Source organism: Tepidanaerobacter acetatoxydans Re1, assembly GCF_000328765.2.
Classification (GTDB): domain Bacteria; phylum Bacillota; class Thermosediminibacteria; order Thermosediminibacterales; family Tepidanaerobacteraceae; genus Tepidanaerobacter; species Tepidanaerobacter acetatoxydans.
In genome coordinates, this window is record NC_019954.2 from 1055204 (window position 1) to 1074887 (window position 19684).

Annotated in this window: 20 protein-coding genes and 1 riboswitch; of the genes, 14 read left to right on the forward strand and 6 right to left on the reverse strand. The window is 37.1% G+C overall.

The features are described from left to right. The first annotated feature begins 10 nt into the window (after positions 1 to 10). A complete protein-coding gene (ptsP, locus tag TEPIRE1_RS04935; protein ID WP_013778062.1) occupies positions 11 to 1732 on the forward strand; it encodes a phosphoenolpyruvate--protein phosphotransferase in 1722 nt (573 codons plus the stop codon). Positions 1733 to 1795: 63 nt separating this feature from the next. Here ptsP and TEPIRE1_RS04940 read toward each other — a convergent pair whose 3' ends face one another. The 4 genes from TEPIRE1_RS04940 to TEPIRE1_RS04955 are packed head-to-tail and all read right to left on the reverse strand — an operon-like array spanning position 1796 to position 5882. Next, positions 1796 to 2755, reverse strand: coding sequence for an AEC family transporter (locus TEPIRE1_RS04940; RefSeq protein WP_013778063.1), 960 nt, complete (start codon positions 2753 to 2755; stop codon positions 1796 to 1798). Between the two features lie 12 nt (positions 2756 to 2767). Beyond that, positions 2768 to 4192 carry a GldG family protein gene (locus TEPIRE1_RS04945; RefSeq protein WP_013778064.1) on the reverse strand — a complete coding sequence of 475 codons (1425 nt, stop codon included), beginning with the start codon at positions 4190 to 4192 and terminating at the stop codon, positions 2768 to 2770. Between the two features lie 13 nt (positions 4193 to 4205). Then, entirely contained in the window at positions 4206 to 4916 is a 711-nt protein-coding gene (locus TEPIRE1_RS04950; RefSeq protein ID WP_013778065.1) for an ABC transporter permease, read from the reverse strand. Then, entirely contained in the window at positions 4917 to 5882 is a 966-nt protein-coding gene (locus TEPIRE1_RS04955; protein ID WP_013778066.1) for an ABC transporter ATP-binding protein, read from the reverse strand. It lies immediately after the preceding gene. Between the two features lie 73 nt (positions 5883 to 5955). Between TEPIRE1_RS04955 and TEPIRE1_RS04960 the strand changes: the two genes are divergently transcribed. The 11 genes from TEPIRE1_RS04960 (at position 5956) to cobC (ending at position 16559) form a co-directional block, all read left to right on the forward strand. Continuing rightward, positions 5956 to 6141: a small, acid-soluble spore protein, alpha/beta type gene (locus TEPIRE1_RS04960; protein WP_013778067.1), complete on the forward strand. Its 186-nt coding sequence runs from the start codon at positions 5956 to 5958 to the stop codon at positions 6139 to 6141. A gap of 375 nt (positions 6142 to 6516) precedes the next feature. After that, positions 6517 to 7896, forward strand: coding sequence for a Na+/H+ antiporter NhaC (gene nhaC / locus TEPIRE1_RS04965; protein ID WP_013778068.1), 1380 nt, complete (start codon positions 6517 to 6519; stop codon positions 7894 to 7896). Between the two features lie 159 nt (positions 7897 to 8055). Continuing rightward, the gene (locus TEPIRE1_RS04970) at positions 8056 to 8670 is read left to right on the forward strand and encodes a DedA family protein (protein ID WP_013778069.1); all 615 of its coding nucleotides are present in this window, start codon (positions 8056 to 8058) and stop codon (positions 8668 to 8670) included. Between the two features lie 168 nt (positions 8671 to 8838). Beyond that, a riboswitch (cobalamin riboswitch) is annotated at positions 8839 to 9006 on the forward strand. Positions 9007 to 9112: 106 nt separating this feature from the next. Next, complete coding sequence (locus TEPIRE1_RS04975; RefSeq protein ID WP_013778070.1) at positions 9113 to 10066, forward strand: ABC transporter substrate-binding protein; 954 nt, start codon at positions 9113 to 9115, stop codon at positions 10064 to 10066. A gap of 82 nt (positions 10067 to 10148) precedes the next feature. After that, complete coding sequence (locus tag TEPIRE1_RS04980; RefSeq protein ID WP_013778071.1) at positions 10149 to 11207, forward strand: FecCD family ABC transporter permease; 1059 nt, start codon at positions 10149 to 10151, stop codon at positions 11205 to 11207. Between the two features lie 20 nt (positions 11208 to 11227). Beyond that, positions 11228 to 11785, forward strand: coding sequence for a bifunctional adenosylcobinamide kinase/adenosylcobinamide-phosphate guanylyltransferase (gene cobU / locus TEPIRE1_RS04985; RefSeq protein WP_013778072.1), 558 nt, complete (start codon positions 11228 to 11230; stop codon positions 11783 to 11785). A gap of 14 nt (positions 11786 to 11799) precedes the next feature. Next, positions 11800 to 12714 (forward strand): GHMP family kinase ATP-binding protein, encoded by a 915-nt coding sequence (locus TEPIRE1_RS04990; RefSeq protein WP_144312793.1) that lies wholly within the window; start codon positions 11800 to 11802, stop codon positions 12712 to 12714. 25 nt (positions 12715 to 12739) lie between these two features. Continuing rightward, a complete protein-coding gene (gene cobD / locus TEPIRE1_RS04995) occupies positions 12740 to 13825 on the forward strand; it encodes a threonine-phosphate decarboxylase CobD (RefSeq protein WP_015295206.1) in 1086 nt (361 codons plus the stop codon). A 17-nt stretch (positions 13826 to 13842) separates the two neighbouring features. Continuing rightward, the gene (gene cbiB / locus TEPIRE1_RS05000) at positions 13843 to 14793 is read left to right on the forward strand and encodes an adenosylcobinamide-phosphate synthase CbiB (RefSeq protein WP_013778075.1); all 951 of its coding nucleotides are present in this window, start codon (positions 13843 to 13845) and stop codon (positions 14791 to 14793) included. Between the two features lie 388 nt (positions 14794 to 15181). Next, the gene (cobS, locus tag TEPIRE1_RS05005) at positions 15182 to 15919 is read left to right on the forward strand and encodes an adenosylcobinamide-GDP ribazoletransferase (RefSeq protein WP_013778076.1); all 738 of its coding nucleotides are present in this window, start codon (positions 15182 to 15184) and stop codon (positions 15917 to 15919) included. A gap of 4 nt (positions 15920 to 15923) precedes the next feature. Further along, positions 15924 to 16559 (forward strand): alpha-ribazole phosphatase, encoded by a 636-nt coding sequence (cobC, locus tag TEPIRE1_RS05010; protein ID WP_015295207.1) that lies wholly within the window; start codon positions 15924 to 15926, stop codon positions 16557 to 16559. Positions 16560 to 16747: 188 nt separating this feature from the next. Here cobC and TEPIRE1_RS05015 read toward each other — a convergent pair whose 3' ends face one another. Further along, a complete protein-coding gene (locus TEPIRE1_RS05015) occupies positions 16748 to 16972 on the reverse strand; it encodes a NifU family protein (protein WP_013778078.1) in 225 nt (74 codons plus the stop codon). Positions 16973 to 17213: 241 nt separating this feature from the next. Between TEPIRE1_RS05015 and TEPIRE1_RS05020 the strand changes: the two genes are divergently transcribed. Next, positions 17214 to 17858, forward strand: coding sequence for a thiamine diphosphokinase (locus tag TEPIRE1_RS05020; protein ID WP_013778079.1), 645 nt, complete (start codon positions 17214 to 17216; stop codon positions 17856 to 17858). Positions 17859 to 17872: 14 nt separating this feature from the next. Further along, complete coding sequence (locus tag TEPIRE1_RS05025) at positions 17873 to 18988, forward strand: acyltransferase (RefSeq protein ID WP_013778080.1); 1116 nt, start codon at positions 17873 to 17875, stop codon at positions 18986 to 18988. A 2-nt stretch (positions 18989 to 18990) separates the two neighbouring features. Here TEPIRE1_RS05025 and TEPIRE1_RS05030 read toward each other — a convergent pair whose 3' ends face one another. Then, on the reverse strand, positions 18991 to 19521 hold the full coding sequence (locus TEPIRE1_RS05030; protein WP_013778081.1) for a hypothetical protein: 531 nt from the start codon (positions 19519 to 19521) through the stop codon (positions 18991 to 18993). Positions 19522 to 19684 lie beyond the last annotated feature (163 nt).

Consider the following 19684-nt stretch of genomic DNA (forward strand, 5'->3'; position numbering starts at 1 on the left):
AGGTTAATGTATGATAAAGGGAATTGCTGCATCACCTGGAATCGAAATAGGAAAGGCTCATGTCATAAAACCTCAAGAGGTTGTGATTAATACCGCATCTATTACAAGAGAAGCTGTAGATGAGGAAATAAAGAAGCTGGAAGAGGCCATTTGTGCGTCAAAATTGCAGCTTGAGCAAATTAAGCAAAAGACGGAAAAAGAATTGAGCCGAGATAAGGCTGAAATTTTTGATGCTCACCTTATGATACTTGAAGATCCGGTTTTTTTAGATGAGATAAAATCTAAAATAAAAACTGAGTTGATTACTGCAGACAATGCAACAGCCCAAGTTGTAAAAAAGTATATAGAGACTTTTGAAGATATGAAAAATGCATATATGAAAGAAAGATCCGTTGATATCAAAGATGTTGGATCAAGAATAATAAAAAATGTTTTGGGTATTACTTCCGACAGTTTTAGTTTTACCGAAAGGGTTATTATTATAGCAAGGGATTTAACACCTTCTGATACGGCTCAAATGGACAAGGATAAGGTTTTAGCCTTTGCAACTGATATGGGCGGCCGTACATCCCATACCGCTATAATGGCAAGGTCCCTTGAAATACCTGCGGTAGTCGGCTTGAAAAATATAACGGACAAAGTTAAAGATGGAGATATTGTTGTCATAGACGGCAATGACGGAATTGTCTATATAAACCCAGATGATTCCATTTTGCAAAAATATAAGAAGCTGAAACAGGATTACCTCGAATACCGTAAAAAATTAAAGGAGCTTAAAGAGCTTCCTGCCGAAACCAGCGATAAATTGCGGAAGGTAGAAATTTCGGCAAATATTGGAACACCGAAAGACGTCAAAGGTGCCATTGAAAACGGAGCAGAAGGCGTGGGCCTTTATCGTACTGAGTTTTTATACATGGATCGCGAAACACTTCCGACAGAGGAAGAACAATTTAATGCATATAGAGAAGTAATTGAAAAAATGGCTCCAAGGCCTATTATTATAAGAACACTAGACATTGGCGGAGATAAGAAACTAACATATCTTGACATGCCTGAAGAACTCAATCCATTTTTAGGTTGGCGAGCTATTCGCATGTGTTTGGATAGACCTAGCATACTTAAGACTCAGCTTAGAGCAATTCTAAGGGCTAGCGCTTATGGAAATGCTAAAATTATGTATCCCATGGTATCTGGCACCGAAGAAGTCCGCAGAGCTAATGCGATTTTAAATGAAGCAAAGCAAGAACTGAAAGCCGAAGGAATACCTTTTGATGAAAATCTAGAAGTCGGTATAATGGTAGAAATACCATCAGCGGCTATTACGGCTGATATTCTGGCCAAGGAAGTGGATTTCTTCAGTATCGGAACTAATGATTTAATCCAATATACCTTAGCAGTAGACCGCATGAATGAACATATATCATATTTATATGAGCCTCTTCATCCGGCAGTGCTAAGACTTATTAAAAATGTCATTGATGCTTCGCATAAAGCAGGTAAATGGACCGGCATGTGCGGTGAAATGGCGGGGGATACCTCGGCAACGGCTATTCTTTTAGGTATGGGATTGGATGAGTTTTCTATGAGTGCATCCTCAATACCGCAAGTTAAGAAAATAATCCGATCTCTTACGTATGATGAGGCCAAACAAATTGCCGAAAAGGCACTATCAATGAATGAAGCGGATGAAATAAGGAATATGGTGAATAAAGCCTTAGCAAAGATTATATAATAAAAAACAAAGGTTCATCGTAAAATTACTTTCTAAGTAATTTTACGATGAACCTTTTTATGTTTATATGTAATTTAAGACAAACATGTATAGTGGTATAACCAAGAGAATTGCCAAAGTTGTGAGTGTAATCATTATTGCTACATATTCGCTATCGGCTCCATATGCTTTTGAGATAATAGCTGTGTTTGTCATAACCGGCATAGCTGCCTGTATAACAAAAACATCTCTCATAAGCTTTGGAATATAAAATACATTAGATAAAAGAAGAATGGTCAACGGTGCAATTATAAAACGACCCATTAGCAGTGCGGCCATTTCTTTATTAAATCTTATATTGCGTATATTTACGGCACTGATTGTGATTCCTATAAAAATCATAGACAGAGGCGTTGTAAGGTTACCCAGATTTTTAAGAGTATCCATAAGAAAATCCGGAAGATTGATATTTAATAGAATTAACATAAGAGCTGCTAATAAACCTATAAGCGGTGGTGAAAGAATTTTTCTTACCGTGTCTATGGAAAAAACAGCCTTAGCAGGTGTATGTGTGCCATTTGCTGTTCCGTCTTTTTTTATTTCAGAAACACCCAGTGTCCAAAAAAAGAAGGAGTTAACCACATAATAAAAAAGTACATATGGCAGGCTTTTTTCACCAAATAGGGCCATATTTATTGGCAGTCCCATAAATATAGTATTTGAATTAAAAAACATGGAACGAAAGGCCCCGCGCCTGCTAGAATTAATATTGAGGATATGTGCAACAAATATGCTCATTAAATAACACAAAAGCATAGATAACGAAGGGACTATAAGTGCATTGCCTGCAGTTAAGAGGTCATCTTTTCCGAAGTTGCTCATCATATTATATATCATAAGAGCGGGTAAAGATATATTAACAACCAGCTTTACCAAAAGGTTGGGACAGTCGCCATCAAACCAGTGTCTAGAGTTTAAAAAACTTCCCAGTAAAATCATAAGCATTATACTTAGAATACTTTCACTTGCTTTTATTATAGCCAAAAGAATATCCTCCTATAAATTTCTTCTTTTTAACCACATAACAAAACCGATGATGAGCATTAGAAGTGGTATAAATATTACAGTAGTGTAGAAAATCTTATTTACCATTTCTCCTGTCAAATTTACAAAAGGCGGTTCAGTGGTTTTGGCGGGAATACTTAGTACATTCGAAGTTTGAAGCAGCCAATTCACACTGCTTGCGGCAAAATCTAGGTTTCCAGCAAGACCTATTGATTGAGAACCTAAAAAAGCAAGATTTCCAACCACAACGGCTACAGGCTCACCAAGTTCTAAATCGGGAGCTGTTATCATATTTGGTTCTAAAGGTGCTTGCCTTGATGCCTCTGCTGTTTTAGATATTGCATAAGCCAAATGCAGCGGTCCGGGAATATCATTTTTATCTAATGAAGCTTGAACTTTTTCAAGCTCTGTTTCTCCAAAAGCTTTTTTGCTCGTAATTAAGAGCGAATTTACTTGAAGCTTTTCAGGAACTTGCTGTAAAACTTCAAAGCTGCGGGCATATGGAAATACAACCGAAAGTTTCTTTTCTAAAAGCACATCTGTTACATCATGCTTTTCTACCATAGGCACCGGTGTGAGAGGATCCGAATAAAAAGACCTTTCTGAATCAGCGACTATATCATCGTGCATTTTTAAGCCCAAAGTGGCCAGCAGACTCTTCCAACCATCCAGCGGCACTTTAGGGTCGGTCGGGTCAAAAAAGATTAACATCTTACCGCCAGATTTTATATAATCTTCAAGCAAATCCCTCTCTTTAGATATCAGGTCTTTTTGCGGACCGGCTGCAATAATAAGGTTCGCATCTTCCGGAATTCTGCCTTCTACGGGTAATTCAAGCTGCTTAGAGGTGTATCCCTCGCCTTTCAAAAACAAATTAAACTTGTCCAGATCCGATATAGGACTAGCTTCACCATGACCTGAAAGAAAGTAAATAACGGCATTTGTTTGTTCTTTAAGATTAAGGATGGCTCGAGTTACAGCTTGCTCACCGTTAAAGTCCATTGAATATTGATTTGTACCTGGCGAATAAAGGTTGTATTGACTTATGGTTTGCCTGTGTTTTGCATCTTCAACAACAATAGTGTTGTATTCTTGAACATTATATTTTTTTGCAAGTGCAGGTTCTTTTTGTGGATCAAAAAAACTTACGTCAATTTTTGAAGAAGCAAAATCATATCCTTTTAAAAGATTTTTTATATCACTGCCCGTACTGCTATTTTCGGCGATAAAAGCGGTAATTTTTATCTTTTCATTTAACTGATTTATAACTTCAACAGTTTTTTTGGAAAGCGTAAATCTATGTGATTGTGTTAGATCCCAGCGATAGTGATATTGAGCTGCTGCGATATTGATGCCGACCAATGCAGATATAAGAAAAACTACGACAAATGTATATGAAAGCCCTTTATATTTCATCTAATCTTTCCTCCTAGGACCATACTCGCCTTGATACGCTATACATGGATAAAATCAGCGATACCAGTATGATGCTTATAAAATACACGATATGCGTTGTATCAATAACACCTCTTAAAAAATCCGTATAGTGTTCAGAAATCGAAAGCGTTTTAAAAAATGAACCCAGCGGTCCAGAAATACTGTCGGAAAGCCAGCTTGATATCCATAAAAGCAGTAAAATGCCGAAACCGGATATACTTGCTATTACTTGACTTTTGGCAAAAGAAGAACATAAAATGCCGATTGAAAGGTATGTGGCAATAAGTAAAAAAAAGCCTAAATAAGTAGCAAGAATAACACCCTTGTCCGGAGCTGAAAGAGCCAGTAAAATCCCAGGATATATAAAAGTCAGTACTGTTATGAAAAGAAAAAAGCCTAATGCAGCTAAATACTTACCCAGAATTAATTGCGGTACAGTAATAGGTGATGTTAATAAAAACTCCATTGTGCCATCCTGTTCTTCTTGGGCTAAAAGTTTCATTGTAAGTGCGGGAGCTGCAAATATTAAGATTACTGCAAGATTCATAAATACACCGGAAAGGTCTGCTATTCGAGTCATAAAAAGCGTCAATGAGAAGAAATAACCACCTAAAGCAAGGATGACAGCACTAATAACATATGCTAGAGGTGAATAAAAAAACCCCTTGATTTCTTTTTTAAAAACAGATATTATCGCATTCATTTAGTTCGCCTCCCTTTGTGATGCTGCAGTGGGTTCTTCGGTTACAAGTTCTAAGAAGATTTCTTCAAGAGACATAAAAGATGATTTCATTTCCAAAATAGGAAAATTATATTCTGCCATCGTATAGAAAAGCGATTCCCTTATATCTTTATCTAATTCAGATTGAACGGTGTATTCGCATAAATTTTCCTTTAAAACCTTGCTTACTGTGATGTTTTTAACACCTGAAAGACTCTCTAATGCGGTGCGAATTTTATCTTGAGGGCCTTTTATTTGCACTATGATTTCCCGATGCCCCATTAAAGATTTACCTAAATTTTGTGGTGTATTTTCTACTATTAAATTTCCCTTATTGATTATTGCAACTCTGTGACATAAACTGCTTACTTCCGGCAGTATATGAGAACTTAAAATTACTGTTCGTTTTCCGGAAAGCTCTTTTATAAGCTGCCGTATTTCTGTGATTTGCTGAGGGTCAAGACCTACTGTGGGTTCATCCAGTATCAAAACCTGAGGATTGGCTACTAAGGCCTGAGCTAACCCTACACGTTGACGATACCCGCGGGACAGATGACCTATGAGGCGTTTCTTAACATCGGGAATTCCGACTTCTTCAATGACTCTATTGACGTGATGAGCCTTATCTTTGCCCTTTAAACCTCTTAATTCCGCAGCAAAATTAATATAATCACAGACCGTCATGTCTTTATAAAGTGGAGGATTTTCAGGTAAATATCCTATATGCCTTTTGGCGGTAACAGGTTCTTTTACTACATCAAACCCAGCCACTTTTACAGACCCCGATGTTGGCAGCAGGTATCCGGCAATGATTCTCATGGTTGTAGATTTGCCTGCTCCGTTCGGACCTAGCAGGCCAAGAACCTCTCCGCTTCTTACAAATAGGGATATATTATTAATTGCGGTTTTATTGCCGTACTTTTTTGTTATATTAAAAAGTTCAATCAAATCAATGGCACCTCACTCTAATGATGTGGAATAATATTTTCCAGCAGGGACAATCTAAAACCGAGGTGAGTTTATGACTAAAAAAAATGAAATTTCCAACCTTACCGAGAAACTTAAAATAGAAGCAGCTATGGAGTTGGGACTTTTAGAAAAAGCTCAGCTTTTAGGTTGGGACAAACTAACTGCTCAAGAAACCGGTAAAATTGGAGCGTTGGTCAAAAAAATGCTAAAACATAATCTAAATTATACCACAGAATGAGTCAATTTCCAACCTTGTACATCAAGGTTTAATGCATTATTAAAGCACTTTGATTAAAACCACGGAAAAAACTTTAATCACAATTAATTTCGTGGTTTTTATCTTTACATAATTCCTTGCGACACTATTACCGTTAAAAGTTAAGCAACAGGGAGTGATAGTAAGTTATCTTAAGATTATCGTTTGTATGGTATTAATCGAAGGTTATAAAAGATTATGTCAAAAAGCTGCTATGTGATATAATTAATAATTATAAAATTTAATGCATAATAATTCATCAAAATTGAGCATATTTTATGATGAAGCGCAGAATTACTTAATGCTCGCTGCTGCATAAAAATACATTCTCAAGAATACATACTAGGAGTGATAAATTTGGCTAAAAGGAAACCTTACTTTTATGAGGCTTTTATTTCTATTGCAGGGTTGATTATTATCATGGGTATATCTTTGGTTAAATTTAACGCAGATCCGCATATTCCAATGCTGCTGGGTTCAGCCATAGCCGGTGTCGTGGCTGTTAAGGTGGGGTATGATTGGAAGTATATTGAGCAGGGAATGATTGAAGGTATAACACAAGCACTGCAATCTATCATTATTTTAACCATTATAGGTGTGCTAATAGGTGTATGGATTCAGGCAGGTGTAGTTCCCTCCATGATTTACTATGGTTTTAATATTTTATCGCCAAAAATATTCCTATTAGGCGCGTTATTGATATGCTCTATTACGTCTTTAGCTACAGGTACTTCATGGGGAACAGTGGGTACCGTGGGTATAGCCTTGATGGGGATAGGCCAAGGGCTCGGTATCCCTGCTCCCGTAGCTGCAGGTGCTATTATTTCCGGAGCTTATTTCGGCGATAAGATGTCGCCTCTTTCAGATACTACAAATTTAGCACCGGCGGTGGCAGGTACCGATGTTTTTACACATGTCAGGCATATGTTATATACAACTGGCGTAACTTACGTCATCGTTATTATATTATATCTGGTGCTCGGCTTTAAATTTGGAAGCGGTGAAATGACTTTTTCTACCATAAATGAAATCAAAGAAGGTTTAGAAGCACAGTTTTTTATTAGTCCATTACTTTTAATTCCGCCATTAGTTGTTATAACCTGTGTTGCACTGAAAGCTCCTGCTATTCCAAGCATAACCTTTGGTGTGATATTAGGTGCTGTGGAAGCGGCAATATTTCAAAAAGCTGATTTGGGAATGATTATAACTGCCGGTTACTCCGGATATGTAAGCGAAACTGGCAGTCAGTTAATTGATGAGCTTTTGACTGCAGGCGGTATGACAGCTATGATGTACTCAGTTTCGTTAACTATTGCTGCTATGATGTTCGGAGGAATTCTGGAAAAAACCGGGCAAATGGAAGCTCTAATGAAACCTGTACTCAAACGACTGAAAAGTGATGGGAGTTTAATAGCCGCAACCATAGCATCGTGTGTAGCAACAAACATGATGCTGCCGGAACAGTATATCTCCATAGTAGTTCCGGGCAGAATGTATGCAGATGCCTATAGAGAGCGGGGCTTGCACCCCAAAAACCTGTCAAGAGCTTTAGAAGATGGAGGAACAATAACGTCGGTATTGGTACCTTGGAATACTTGCGGAGCTTTCATGAAGAGTATCTTGGGAATTTCGGCAGTAGCCTATGGTCCGTGGGCATTTTTAAATTATATTAATCCCATTGTTTCAATTATTTATGGATTTACCGGATTTACAATAGAAAAAATTGATAAAACATAGTAAGTCAACAGTATAGCAGGCAAAATACTTAATATTTAGTGTATAAAAAGATATAAAAGTGAATCATAAAGTGAGATAGCAGTCAATAATTGCTAACAACATTGACTGCTATTTGTTTTGATGAGTAAAATAAAGTATAATTAGGTAGGTGATATACATATGCACATTTCACAGTATGCAAATCAAATGATATATTCTTACGGCTACTTTGGGCTTTTTATTATTCTCTTACTTGAAGGTTTGGGACTTCCTCTGCCTATTCAATTTGCATTTATGGCGACTGCTTACCTAATCCATATCAATATCATGTCTGCATTACCGGTAATTGCTACTGCCACCATGGGTAATTTGACTGGTAACATTTTAGCATATTTTTTAGGTCACTATGGTGGAGAACCGATTTTTAAAAGCATAAACCGCTTTCTTAGGATAGATGATGAAGATATTAACAAGATTAAAAAGTGGTTTGATAAATATGGGAGCATCACAAATATGGTTAGCCGATGGATAGGAATCACAAGAACTCCTGCAATATGGGCGGCCGGCCTTTTTAGAATAAATTTTTTTTCATATACTTTATTTTCATTTATTGGCGATTTGCTGTGGACGATTTTTTGGGTTGTATTATTTGACAAGCTTCAATCAAACTTAAATTGGTTTTTGACTTTGCGGTTAGAATATAAGGTCTTAGGAATATTATTGATTTTTTCTGCTTTCTATATTTCTTGGTATTGGTTTTTAAGAGTATTTAGGAGTAAAAGAGAAAAAGTATGAGTTTCTGAACCCCATCAGTTATAGCTTTTTATTAACTGTTTACATGAAATATTAAATCCATTGATGCTTAAGGAGCTTGCAAAAAATTGCGGAAGCTCAAGTCCATAATACCTTGTGAAAACAAATTATTGAGTATATAATACTAATCAAGGGATAGAAATAAATATATAAATATATGTTTTGACAGGTGCCGCGAGGTTAAAAGGGAATCAGGTGAAAGCCCTGAACGGTCCCGCCACTGTAATCGGGGATAAACTGCTATACCACTGAGAAATCGGGAAGGTGCAGGGAATATGATCCGAGAGTCAGGAAACCTGCCTGTTGATGAAGTACAAGCCTTCGGAAGAAAGGGTGGGTGTACTGCGTGATGAAATAACAGCCCGGTCTTTAAAAAGAAGGTCGGGCTTTTTAATATATTTAAAGAAGGGAAAGGATAAAAAGGATGAAAAACCATTTTAAAATAATAACAAAAACTCTGATTATTGTAATCATTATCTTATGCATAGTAGGCTGCAAAAATGAATCAAAAATATCGGAACCTAATCCCCAAAACCATAAAACAAATACGGCATTTCCCATTACTTTGACAGATCAGATGGGAAGAGAGGTAACAATTGAAAAACTGCCTGAAAGAATAATATCGCTTGCACCAAGCAATACAGAAATATTATTTACTTTGGGCCTTGAAGATAGAATTGTGGGTGTTACTGATTTTTGTGATTATCCGGAGGCAGCAAAAAGCAAAGAAAAGATTGGCGGTTTTTCAGAGCCTAATATCGAGAAAATAATATCACTGCAACCAGATTTGATACTTGCTACCAGTATGCACCAGAAAGCTGTAGAAGAATTGGAGAAATTGAATGTTCCATCGGTAGTTCTTGACCCAAAAGACTTTGAAGATGTATTTACCAGTATAGAAATCATAGGGAAGGCCACAGGGGTAGATGATAAAGCAGCGGCTGTAGTTGGCGATTTGAAGGCAAGAGTGAAAGATATAGATGATAAGGTTGCAAAACTTACAGCTGAGAGACCGAAGGTTTATTATGAAATATGGCCGTCACCAATCACTACCGCGGGGCCTGGAACATTTGTCAATGATATAATACAAAGAGCTGGTGGCGAAAATATAGCAAAAGATGCAAAAAAAGCTTACCCGCAATACAGCCAGGAGATGATTGTAGCGAAAAATCCTGATATAATCATTTTCTCTCACCACGGTTCCAGTAATCAGTCTGCAGAAGATATACTCAATCGCCAAGGCTGGGAAAGCATTGAAGCAATAAAAAATAATAAAGTTTTTTATCTTGAAGAAAATTTAGTTCAAAGAGCTACTCCAAGGCTTGTAGATGGTTTGGAACAGCTTGCTGAAATGATGCACCCGGAGCTGTTTAAATAATGATTAAAACAGCAAACAGCATTTAAGGCTGTTGACACTATGCAACTTTGCCAGCTCTATTTATTTCAGGGGAGAGAATGTTGTGAACAACCACTCTTTAAAAAACACTAAACCCTATACAGTATTTATTTTTGTAGCAGCAGTAACAGTATTAGGAGCTATCTTTGCTTTGGGGATAGGGACCGTAAACATTCCGCCAAGTAAAGTTTTTAAGATAATTGCTAGTCGATTGCCATTCTTGGCAGGTAATATATCTAAAAATTGGACTTTTACTGATGAAACAATTATATTGCAACTTCGTCTTCCTAGAATCCTTTTGACTTTTCTGGTAGGGGCCGAACTTTCTGCGGCTGGTGTAATATATCAAGGTGTTTTCCGAAATCCCATGGCAGATCCTTATATTATAGGTGCTTCATCAGGAGCTTCATTAGGGGCTTCACTGGGCATATTGTTCTTTTCGGGCATGAAAATCCTTGGGATAGAGTCAATACCATTTTTTGCTTTTGTTGGTGCGGCAGGGACAATATTCTTAGTTTACAGTCTTGCCAGTGTCGGTGGCCGCACTTATTCTTTTACACTGTTGCTTTCCGGCGTAGCCGTAAGCAGTTTTATTTCTGCTATAGTTTCTTTCTTTATGTATTTTAGTAATGAAAAACTTCACCAGATATATTTTTGGCTAATGGGAAGCTTTTCTTCCCAAGGATGGAGCGAAGTTTACCTGAATTTCCCCTACGGTATTATTGGATTTGCTTTGGCATATTGGAACTTAAGAGAATTAAACATACTGCAGTTAGGTGAAGAAACCGCCTTTTTTACCGGTGTAGATACGGAAAGGGTCAAAAAAACGGCCTTAGCCTCTGCTTCGCTGCTTACGGCATCAGCAGTGGCCGTTAGTGGTGTAATAGGATTTGTAGGCCTGATTATTCCACATATAACCCGGGTTGTCATTGGACCGGATTATAGGCACTTATTCCCTCTTTCGGCTCTTGTAGGCGGTATGTACTTAATGTTGGCAGATACCTTATCCAGGGTTATAATAGCACCGACGGAGTTGCCGGTGGGGATATTAACAGCACTTTTTGGCGGACCATTTTTCATTTATTTGCTTTTTCAGAAGAAAAACAAGGATTATAGGATTTGAAAAAGATAAGGAGAAAAAAGATGAAATCTATTTTTATAACAGGAGGAGCCAGAAGTGGGAAAAGCAGATTTGCTGAAAAAGAGGCTTTAAAGAGAGGTAATAAAGTTATATATATAGCCACAGCTCAGGCTCTAGACGAAGAAATGGCTCATAGGATAAGTATTCATAAAAAACGAAGACCTGACAACTGGTTGACGGTTGAGGAACCTCGATACTTGTCCAAGGTGCTTGATGAAATAGGAACTGACGAAAAATATAATGGTTATGATACAATTTTAATCGACTGCATGGCTCTTTTGGTTTCAAACTGGCTTCCTTTGGAGAGGGTAGAGGATACAAAGTCTTGGGATAGGCTTAGAGCTGACCTTTTAGATGAAATCAAAGCCATGATTAAAAATATGAGGGTAATACGGAAAAATATTATTATTGTATCCAACGAAGTCGGTCTTGGTTTGGTGCCTGAATATCCGTTAGGCAGATTATACAGAGATTTGCTTGGGGAAGTAAATCAAATAGTGGCGGCTGCAGTAGATGAAGCAGTGTTTATGGTTTCCGGATTACCGATAAAATTGAAATAGGGATTTGTAAAGGGGTGAAACGTTTGTGGGGTAAAGCTATATGCCCTGCCAGCTGTGGGGAAATCGTAGAGGGAACAATAGATGAACGTGATTTTTTAGTAACTTGCCCCATAGCGCTTTATACAGAGGTATCGGTTCACTTGGATAGAAATATGATTAAACATATTGATTGCAGCGAGCTTGAACATACTAAAGCAATTCAAGCCGTGGAAAAAACTCTGACATATTTTGGGATTAAAAAGTTAAAAGCCGAAATATTGATAAATACCGATATACCTTGTGGGGTAGGACTTTCATCAAGCACAGCGGATATTACGGCTGCCTGCATTGCAACGGCTCAAGCTTTGGGCAAGAGTATATCCGATGATGTCATAGCCAATATAGCACTTTCTATTGAGCCCAGTGATGGAATAATGTACCCGGGTGTAATGATGTTTGACCATATACATGGGACAGTTAGGAAAAGATTGGGTCATATGCCGGAAATGGATGTATATATAATTGATACTGGAGAACAGGTGGATACCCAGCAATTTAACAATATAAAAGATTTAAAACAAAAAAACAAGCAGAAAGAACCGATGGTCAAGCAGGCTCTGGAACTTACTTTTAAAGCTTTTGAAGAAGGCAATCTAAAGCTTTTGGGAGAGGCTATGAAAATTAGTGCTTTTGCTCACCAGTCAATACTCTTTAAGCCCCATTTATCTGATATTGTTCAGCTTGGAGACAGATATGGTGCAATTGGAGTTAATATAGCACACAGCGGATCTATTGTAGGCATTTTTTTTGAAAAAGGTTATATTATATGCCGAGATTTTTGGAAAGAAATAGGCGATATAATGCTTAAATATAATCAAACATATCGAATCATACGAACTTGCACGGATAACAATGGACCTAGAATTAGTGAAAATTGTTCCAGTGCTTAACAACTTAGTTTTAGGAGAGAAGAAAATGCAGGGAAAACCGATACACGGAGGAAATGTATATAAGGCAGCGAAGGAACTTAATATACCTTATGAGCAGATACTGGACTTTAGCGCCAATATCAACCCGTTGGGGTTTGCACCAATAGTGGAAGAAATTATTATGGAGCATATAAAGGATATCATATATTATCCGGATGTAGAGCAAAATGAATTAAAGGAAGCAGCAGCGAGCTACTATAATACCAGCCCCAAAAATCTGATGCCCGGCAATGGCTCCGTGGAACTTATAAATATAATTCTTGAAGCCTTAAGACCATCTAAAACAATAATTCCTTCACCTACCTTTTCAGAATATGCCCTATCGTGTGAAAGCAGAAATATTGAAACGGTATTTGTAAATATGAGAACAAATGACTTCAGGTTTGACCTAGAATTATTTGATAATATAAAAGGCAAGATAACCCAAAATTCCTTGTTTATTATATGCAATCCTAATAATCCCACAGGCAAACTCGTTCGAAAAGAAGATTTAGCGATAATACTGAGGGAATTACAAAATAAAAAATCTTACCTTATGCTTGATGAGGCTTTTATGGATTTTGTCGATAAAGATGAGAGTATGGTAAGTTATATTGAAGAACATGATAACTTAATTATCCTAAAATCTGTCACTAAGTTCTTTGCATTGGCCGGTCTGCGTTTAGGTTTTGTATTAGCAAATCAAAAACTTATAAAAAGATTTTATGATTTAAAAGATCCATGGAATATTAATACTTTTGCAGGATTTGTGGGAAGCAAAGTAATGAGCGATAAACCATACATAGATAGGACCCGCCAATATATTTTGCTAGAAAAAAGAAGGCTTTGGGGAAATTTAAAAGACATACCAGGCCTTGAACCATTATTTCCTGAAGCAAACTTTGTTTTTGTTAAAATAACCAAAGATGAAAAAATATCCACATTAGCTGAAAAACTTAAGAAAAAAGGGATTTTAATACGTGACTGCTCAAATTACATGTTTCTAGATGACAGTTTTTTCAGGGTGGCGGTAAAAAGCCGAGAAGATAACGATGTTCTTATTTCAGCATTGAAAGAAATAATGAATCCGTAAATTAAGAAGGGTAATTCATGAGTATGAGTATAATTATTTTATTAGCATTTTTATTGGATATGATTCTTGGTGATCCGGTAAGGCCGACACATCCGGTAGTAATAATAGGAAAACTAATAGATAGTTTTGAAAAAAACCTTAGAAAATTGTTTAAGACTTCAAGAGGTCTGAAAACTGCAGGAGTAATCCTCTGGTTTGCTACTGTTTTGTTGGTATATATAGCAACTTACTGTATAATTAAAACAACCTACAAATTTAATCCATGGTTTGGGTATGTGACTAACATATGGCTTATATATACCACTTTATCCGTTCGCAACTTAGCAGACGAGGCTATGGGCATATACCATGAAATAAGGAAAAGCAATATAGGCAGTGCCCGTAAACGTCTTTCATTCATAGTTGGCAGAGATACAGCCGATATGCCTGTAAATGAAATATGTCGTGCAACCATTGAGACAGTGGCAGAAAATACAATAGATGGGATTATATCTCCATTGCTATATGCATTTATTGGAGGAGCACCTTTGGCTATGGCTTATAAAGCTGTAAACACGCTAGATTCCATGGTTGGATATAAGAATGAAAAATATGAATTCTTAGGATGGTTTTCGGCCCATATGGATGATTTAGCAAACTTTATCCCCGCCAGAATAGGTGGTATTTTAATGCTGATGGCCGCAACTGTGATAAGGCTCGATATTAAGAGGGGAATAAAAACTGTTCTTGCAGATGCAAAAAAACATAAAAGTCCTAACAGCGGTATTCCTGAAGCCATAACTGCAGGAGTGCTCGGAATTCGTCTCGGTGGATGGAATTCCTATGGCGGTGAGATGAGTTTTAGGGAATACATGGGTGAAAAACTAAGAGAAATTGAGGCTGAAGATATAAAAACCACAGTGAAGTTAAGTTTTATTACGGCAATTATTGCATTGATTATAGGGGAAATAATACTTGATATTATTTAACAGTTCTGAGATTAATTTATGCATATGCAAGACATTTATTATTCTGTGTGCGAGGCATTTTGACTGCTCCCTACTTACAGGTGCACACTTATGGCAGGGTGTATAAAACTGCTACCCACACCACAATAAACGAAAGTATTTTTCGCCATTTCGAGGGAGCAAAGCGACAGAAGAATCTTAACAAGATTCTTCAGACAAAGTCCTCAGGATGACAATAAAACAGAGCTTTCATAAAAATGACAAGAACCCAAAAAAATGCATTTTCACACAGTCTGGCGGATACTCGGCATGGTGCAGAATTATTCGTAAATACCATATAAATGCTATCTGATATTAGGAATAAAGAGGAAGAAGTCAAATTATTTGAAAGGAGAGCCGTTTTATAATTATGGGATTTTATGTAGCAATTTTGTTTTTAACACGTATACCCTTTCCGCAGATAGAACTGGATGAAGGCAAGATTGCATCATCCTTACCATTTTTTCCATGTGCAGGTGCGGTTATCGGAGGAATTTTAAGTTTGATATACATATTAGGGCAAAAGGTATTACCACATGAAGTTGCAGCAGGGCTTACAGTGATTATAAGTATTATTATAACCGGCGGTATGCACTTAGACGGATTCGCCGATACGATGGATGCTCTTTTTTGCTATGGTGACCGCGAAAAGAAGCTTGCTGTCATGAAAGATAGTCGTATTGGAGCTTATGGAGTTATAGGTATTGTTTCGGTAATACTGCTAAAATATGTCCTTGTCGCTTCTTTACCCAAGGTTTATGTGATACAATCGCTAATCGGTTTTCCAGTTTTAAGCAGATGGATGATGACTTTTTCTATTGTTTTTTATCCCTATATACGTGAAAAAGGTTTGGGAAAAGCATTTACAAGCCAAAAAATTTCGGCATTCATAATAGCAAGCATTGCAACAATAATCATTATGTACATAATGCTGGGCTTGAAGAGTCTGATTGTGATTATAGGAGTCTTTATGGCGGGCTTGCTTTTTATTTTATATCTTACAAGGCATTTTGGAGGTATGACCGGAGATACATATGGTGCGACAAATGAGTTTTGTGAGATAATAGCTTTACTAATGTTTATCATACTATCTTATGGAACTAGGTGATATTTTGGCGAGATTTTTTCTGGTAAGACATGGTGAAACCATTTGGAATAAGCAGCGCAAATATCAAGGACAATCTGATATTCCGCTGACTGATGAAGGTAAGATTCAAGCCGAGTTACTTTCAAAAAGACTTAAGCATGAGAAGTTGGATGTGGCATATGCCAGCGACCTAGGCAGAACAATGGAAACCGCTAAAATCATAGCAGAGCAGCACAATATTGAAGTGATACCGACCGAACTGATGCGAGAACTGAGCTTTGGAATTTGGGAAGGTCTCACATATGAGGATATATTGCAGAAATGGCCGCATGAATATCGAAGCTGGATTGGTAATCCCTATTATGAGAAACCCCCGGAGGGAGAAACATTATCACAGCTATGTGAAAGGGTTTCAAGGTTTCTAATGAAAGCGGCTAATGTGCATCCTGATGGCCGTATACTTGTAGTAAGCCACGCAGGTCCAATCAGAGCAGTACTTTCAGTTCTATTGAATCTCAAGCAGAGTTTTTTCTGGAAATTTAAAATAAGCAATACCTCGCTTACCGTCATCGAGTATGACGGTCTAAAAGAGCTTTCGGACAGCGATGCCTTTATCGTTACTGTAAATGACACATACCACTTGGATAATAAAAGAAATTAAGGGGGTTGTCGTAAGACCTATATATAAATAAAAGCCATGCATATAAGATAGTTTTTCGCTATATTAATTGCATGGCTTTAGGTTTTATTCGGGCTTTTATGCATTATGCAATGGCCACTTTAATTTTCCCTGTTTAATGCGAGTAAATTGCAAAAGGTTTATCAGCATTGCTAACAAATCAATAAAACTTAAACCTGCTGCACTTCTTTGACTTCCGGTATTTCTTCTTTTAATGCCTCTTCAATACCGTTTTTCAAGGTCATGGTTGCAAACGGGCATCCGCCGCATGCACCGGTAAGCCTTACTTTAACTATACCGGCAACTTCATCTACATCGACCAATTCTACATCTCCGCCATCAGCCTGCAAGGACGGACGAATTTTATTTAAAACAACTTCTACCTTTTCTTTCAAAAGATACAACTCCCTTCAACTTCATCTTATTTAAAATCATTCCCATTATATCAGATAATATTTTAGTATTCAATGAAAAAATACAACTTCTAATTTGTTTTATCAATATCACATGTTTTTTGTGATTGCAGAGAATAAACACAATATATTCCTTTAGCATGATAAAAGGCCTTTTCACTGTGAGTTGATAAATGATATAATTAATTATAAAAGTTTTGGCATATGTTTATGGAGGATTATCATGAAGGCAGTTATTTTTGGTGGTGGAGATATTGAAAACTATGAAAAAGTCAAGAAATATTTAAGCTGTTGTAGTATAGTTATATGTGCCGACAGTGGTGCCCGCCATGCTTTTAACATGGGGGTTGTACCGGATTTATTGGTAGGAGATATGGACTCAATTAGTCCCGCTGATATGGAAAAAGTGCAAAAATGGGGCGTTAAAAAGCAAAACTTTCCTTCGGAAAAAGACTTTACTGATACAGAATTAGCTGTATGTGAGGCTTTAAAACTTGGCGCCGATGAAGCTTTACTCTTGGGTGGCCTTGGCAATCGGCCGGATCACAGCCTTGCCAATATATTTTTGATGGTAAGCTTTAAGCAACAGGGGCTTGAGCTGAAACTGGCAGACGGAAACTGGGAAATGTTTTTAATAGATGAACCTGTTGAAATAGAGGGAAAAGAGGGGGATATCTTATCCCTTGTTCCGATAACTCCTAAAGTAACAGGTGTTACGACCGAGGGATTATACTATCCGCTAAAAGGCGAAACACTTCTTATGGGACCGGCACGCGGAATCAGCAATGTATTTTTGACAAGTGCCGCCAAAGTTGAAATAGAGCAGGGACTGCTGTTGGCAGTGAAGTGTACGGAAGATGAGATTTAGAACGGAGGAGAAATATGGCTAAGTCTAGGGTAGTTGAATTGGACTTTATGCGAGCAGCAGCTATCTTAATGGTATTAGTGCTCCATGTTACGGCGGCTTATGTGGCATACAGTCCGGTAAACAGTAATGCTTTTCATCTGGGGCTTATATTAAATCAATGGTCGCGAATTTGTCTGCCTTTATTTGTTTTTGTTTCAGGTTTTGGACTTTTCTACGGATACGGTCGGAAGAAACTTGACTTGAAGGATTTTTACTTAAGGAGATTTAAAACTGTATTTGTTCCATATCTTGTCTGGAGTTTTGTGTACATGATTTTAAGGGATGTGTTCAATCCATCCTTTGCTTTTATCGGTTTACCCGCTAAAGAAGCACTTTTATCATATATCAATTGGACATTTAAAGAAAATATACATACACCAATATGGTTTGTATTAATGATTGTACAATTATATTTTATATTCCCTGTTCTTTTAAGTCTGATGGCAAGAATAAGGAAGCCCCTGAAATTTATAGTGGTAAATTTTGTCCTATATTTTTCTATAATTACATATTGCCGCTTTTTTATGACCATGAGCGGAATACATATAATCGACTGGCTTCAGAAATATTATTCCGTAAATTTTGTAGGGTGGTATTTTTATTTTATTCTTGGCGGGGTTGCAGCTCAAAACTGGAGTATTGTAAAAGAAATACATTTGAATAAATTACTCACCGCATTATTATATGTCATAACCACATTCTTAGTCATAATAGAAGCATACCTTGGATTTATAAAATACGGACAATCACATCTTGAAGCATATACTTCTATGAGGCCCACAGTTTTGATTAATTCAATGGCAGCGATACCTGCAATATATCTTCTTGCCCAAAAATTAATGAAGCAGGATAAACTTACAACGCTTTTTAACAGCATATCGCGGTATTCATATGGTATTTTCTTTGTAAATCCGCAAATTTTAACAGTAGTAAAAAAAGTTGTCGGTAAATTTTATGGAACATATACAACACGTGTCTTTCAACTGATTTTAGTATTTGCTCTTACAACAGTATGTTCATATATCTTCTGCTATATTGTAGATAGGACGCCATTTAGAATGCTTCTATTAGGTTTAAGCAAGAAGAAATAAATTTACCATGCTCTATACCGCTTGCCTGCATTGTACGCAAGGCTGCCATTTTTATATACGAGCCAATTACCGGTGGTTAGGAATACACCTGTTTCTCGATTGCCCCAAATTTCAGGGTAAGTGCCTCCATCAGCACCTACCACGATACTTCCGGTAACAGAAGAAAGTTTTTGAGAAAAACTTCCTAAATCACATCCAAATAATAAAACTTGTGAATCTGGAATAAATCTAATTTCTCCTTTATAGATTCTATCGGCTAAGTCGCTTAAATAAGCGGCTCTTTTTGTATCACTAGGTCCAGGTTCGTCATAAAACCCGCTCCAGTTAGACATGATAATACCGCGAGGATAAGAATGGCTGAAGACCTTTAGTAAATATATGGATTTCTGATACTGACATAAATCAGCCAGCATATTTAGAAACTCGTGCCCCGTACTGGGCTTAATTATTAAATGGCCTGTCATTTCTGCTCGGTAGTCAAAAGCTGCTTCGTTTCCATATCCTTGTGCCGACACAGATACGGCAATATTCATACTTTTGTTCCTCCCTGAGAAAAACTTTAGATACATTCAGTATATTCGAGTAGGTAATTAAATGGTTCAAGGATGGTTAAAACTTTTTACTTGATGTAGCCGTCTATATAGTGTAGACCAAAATGAGATACGTATCTTGAAAAAAAGAGAGGAGAAACTCGCG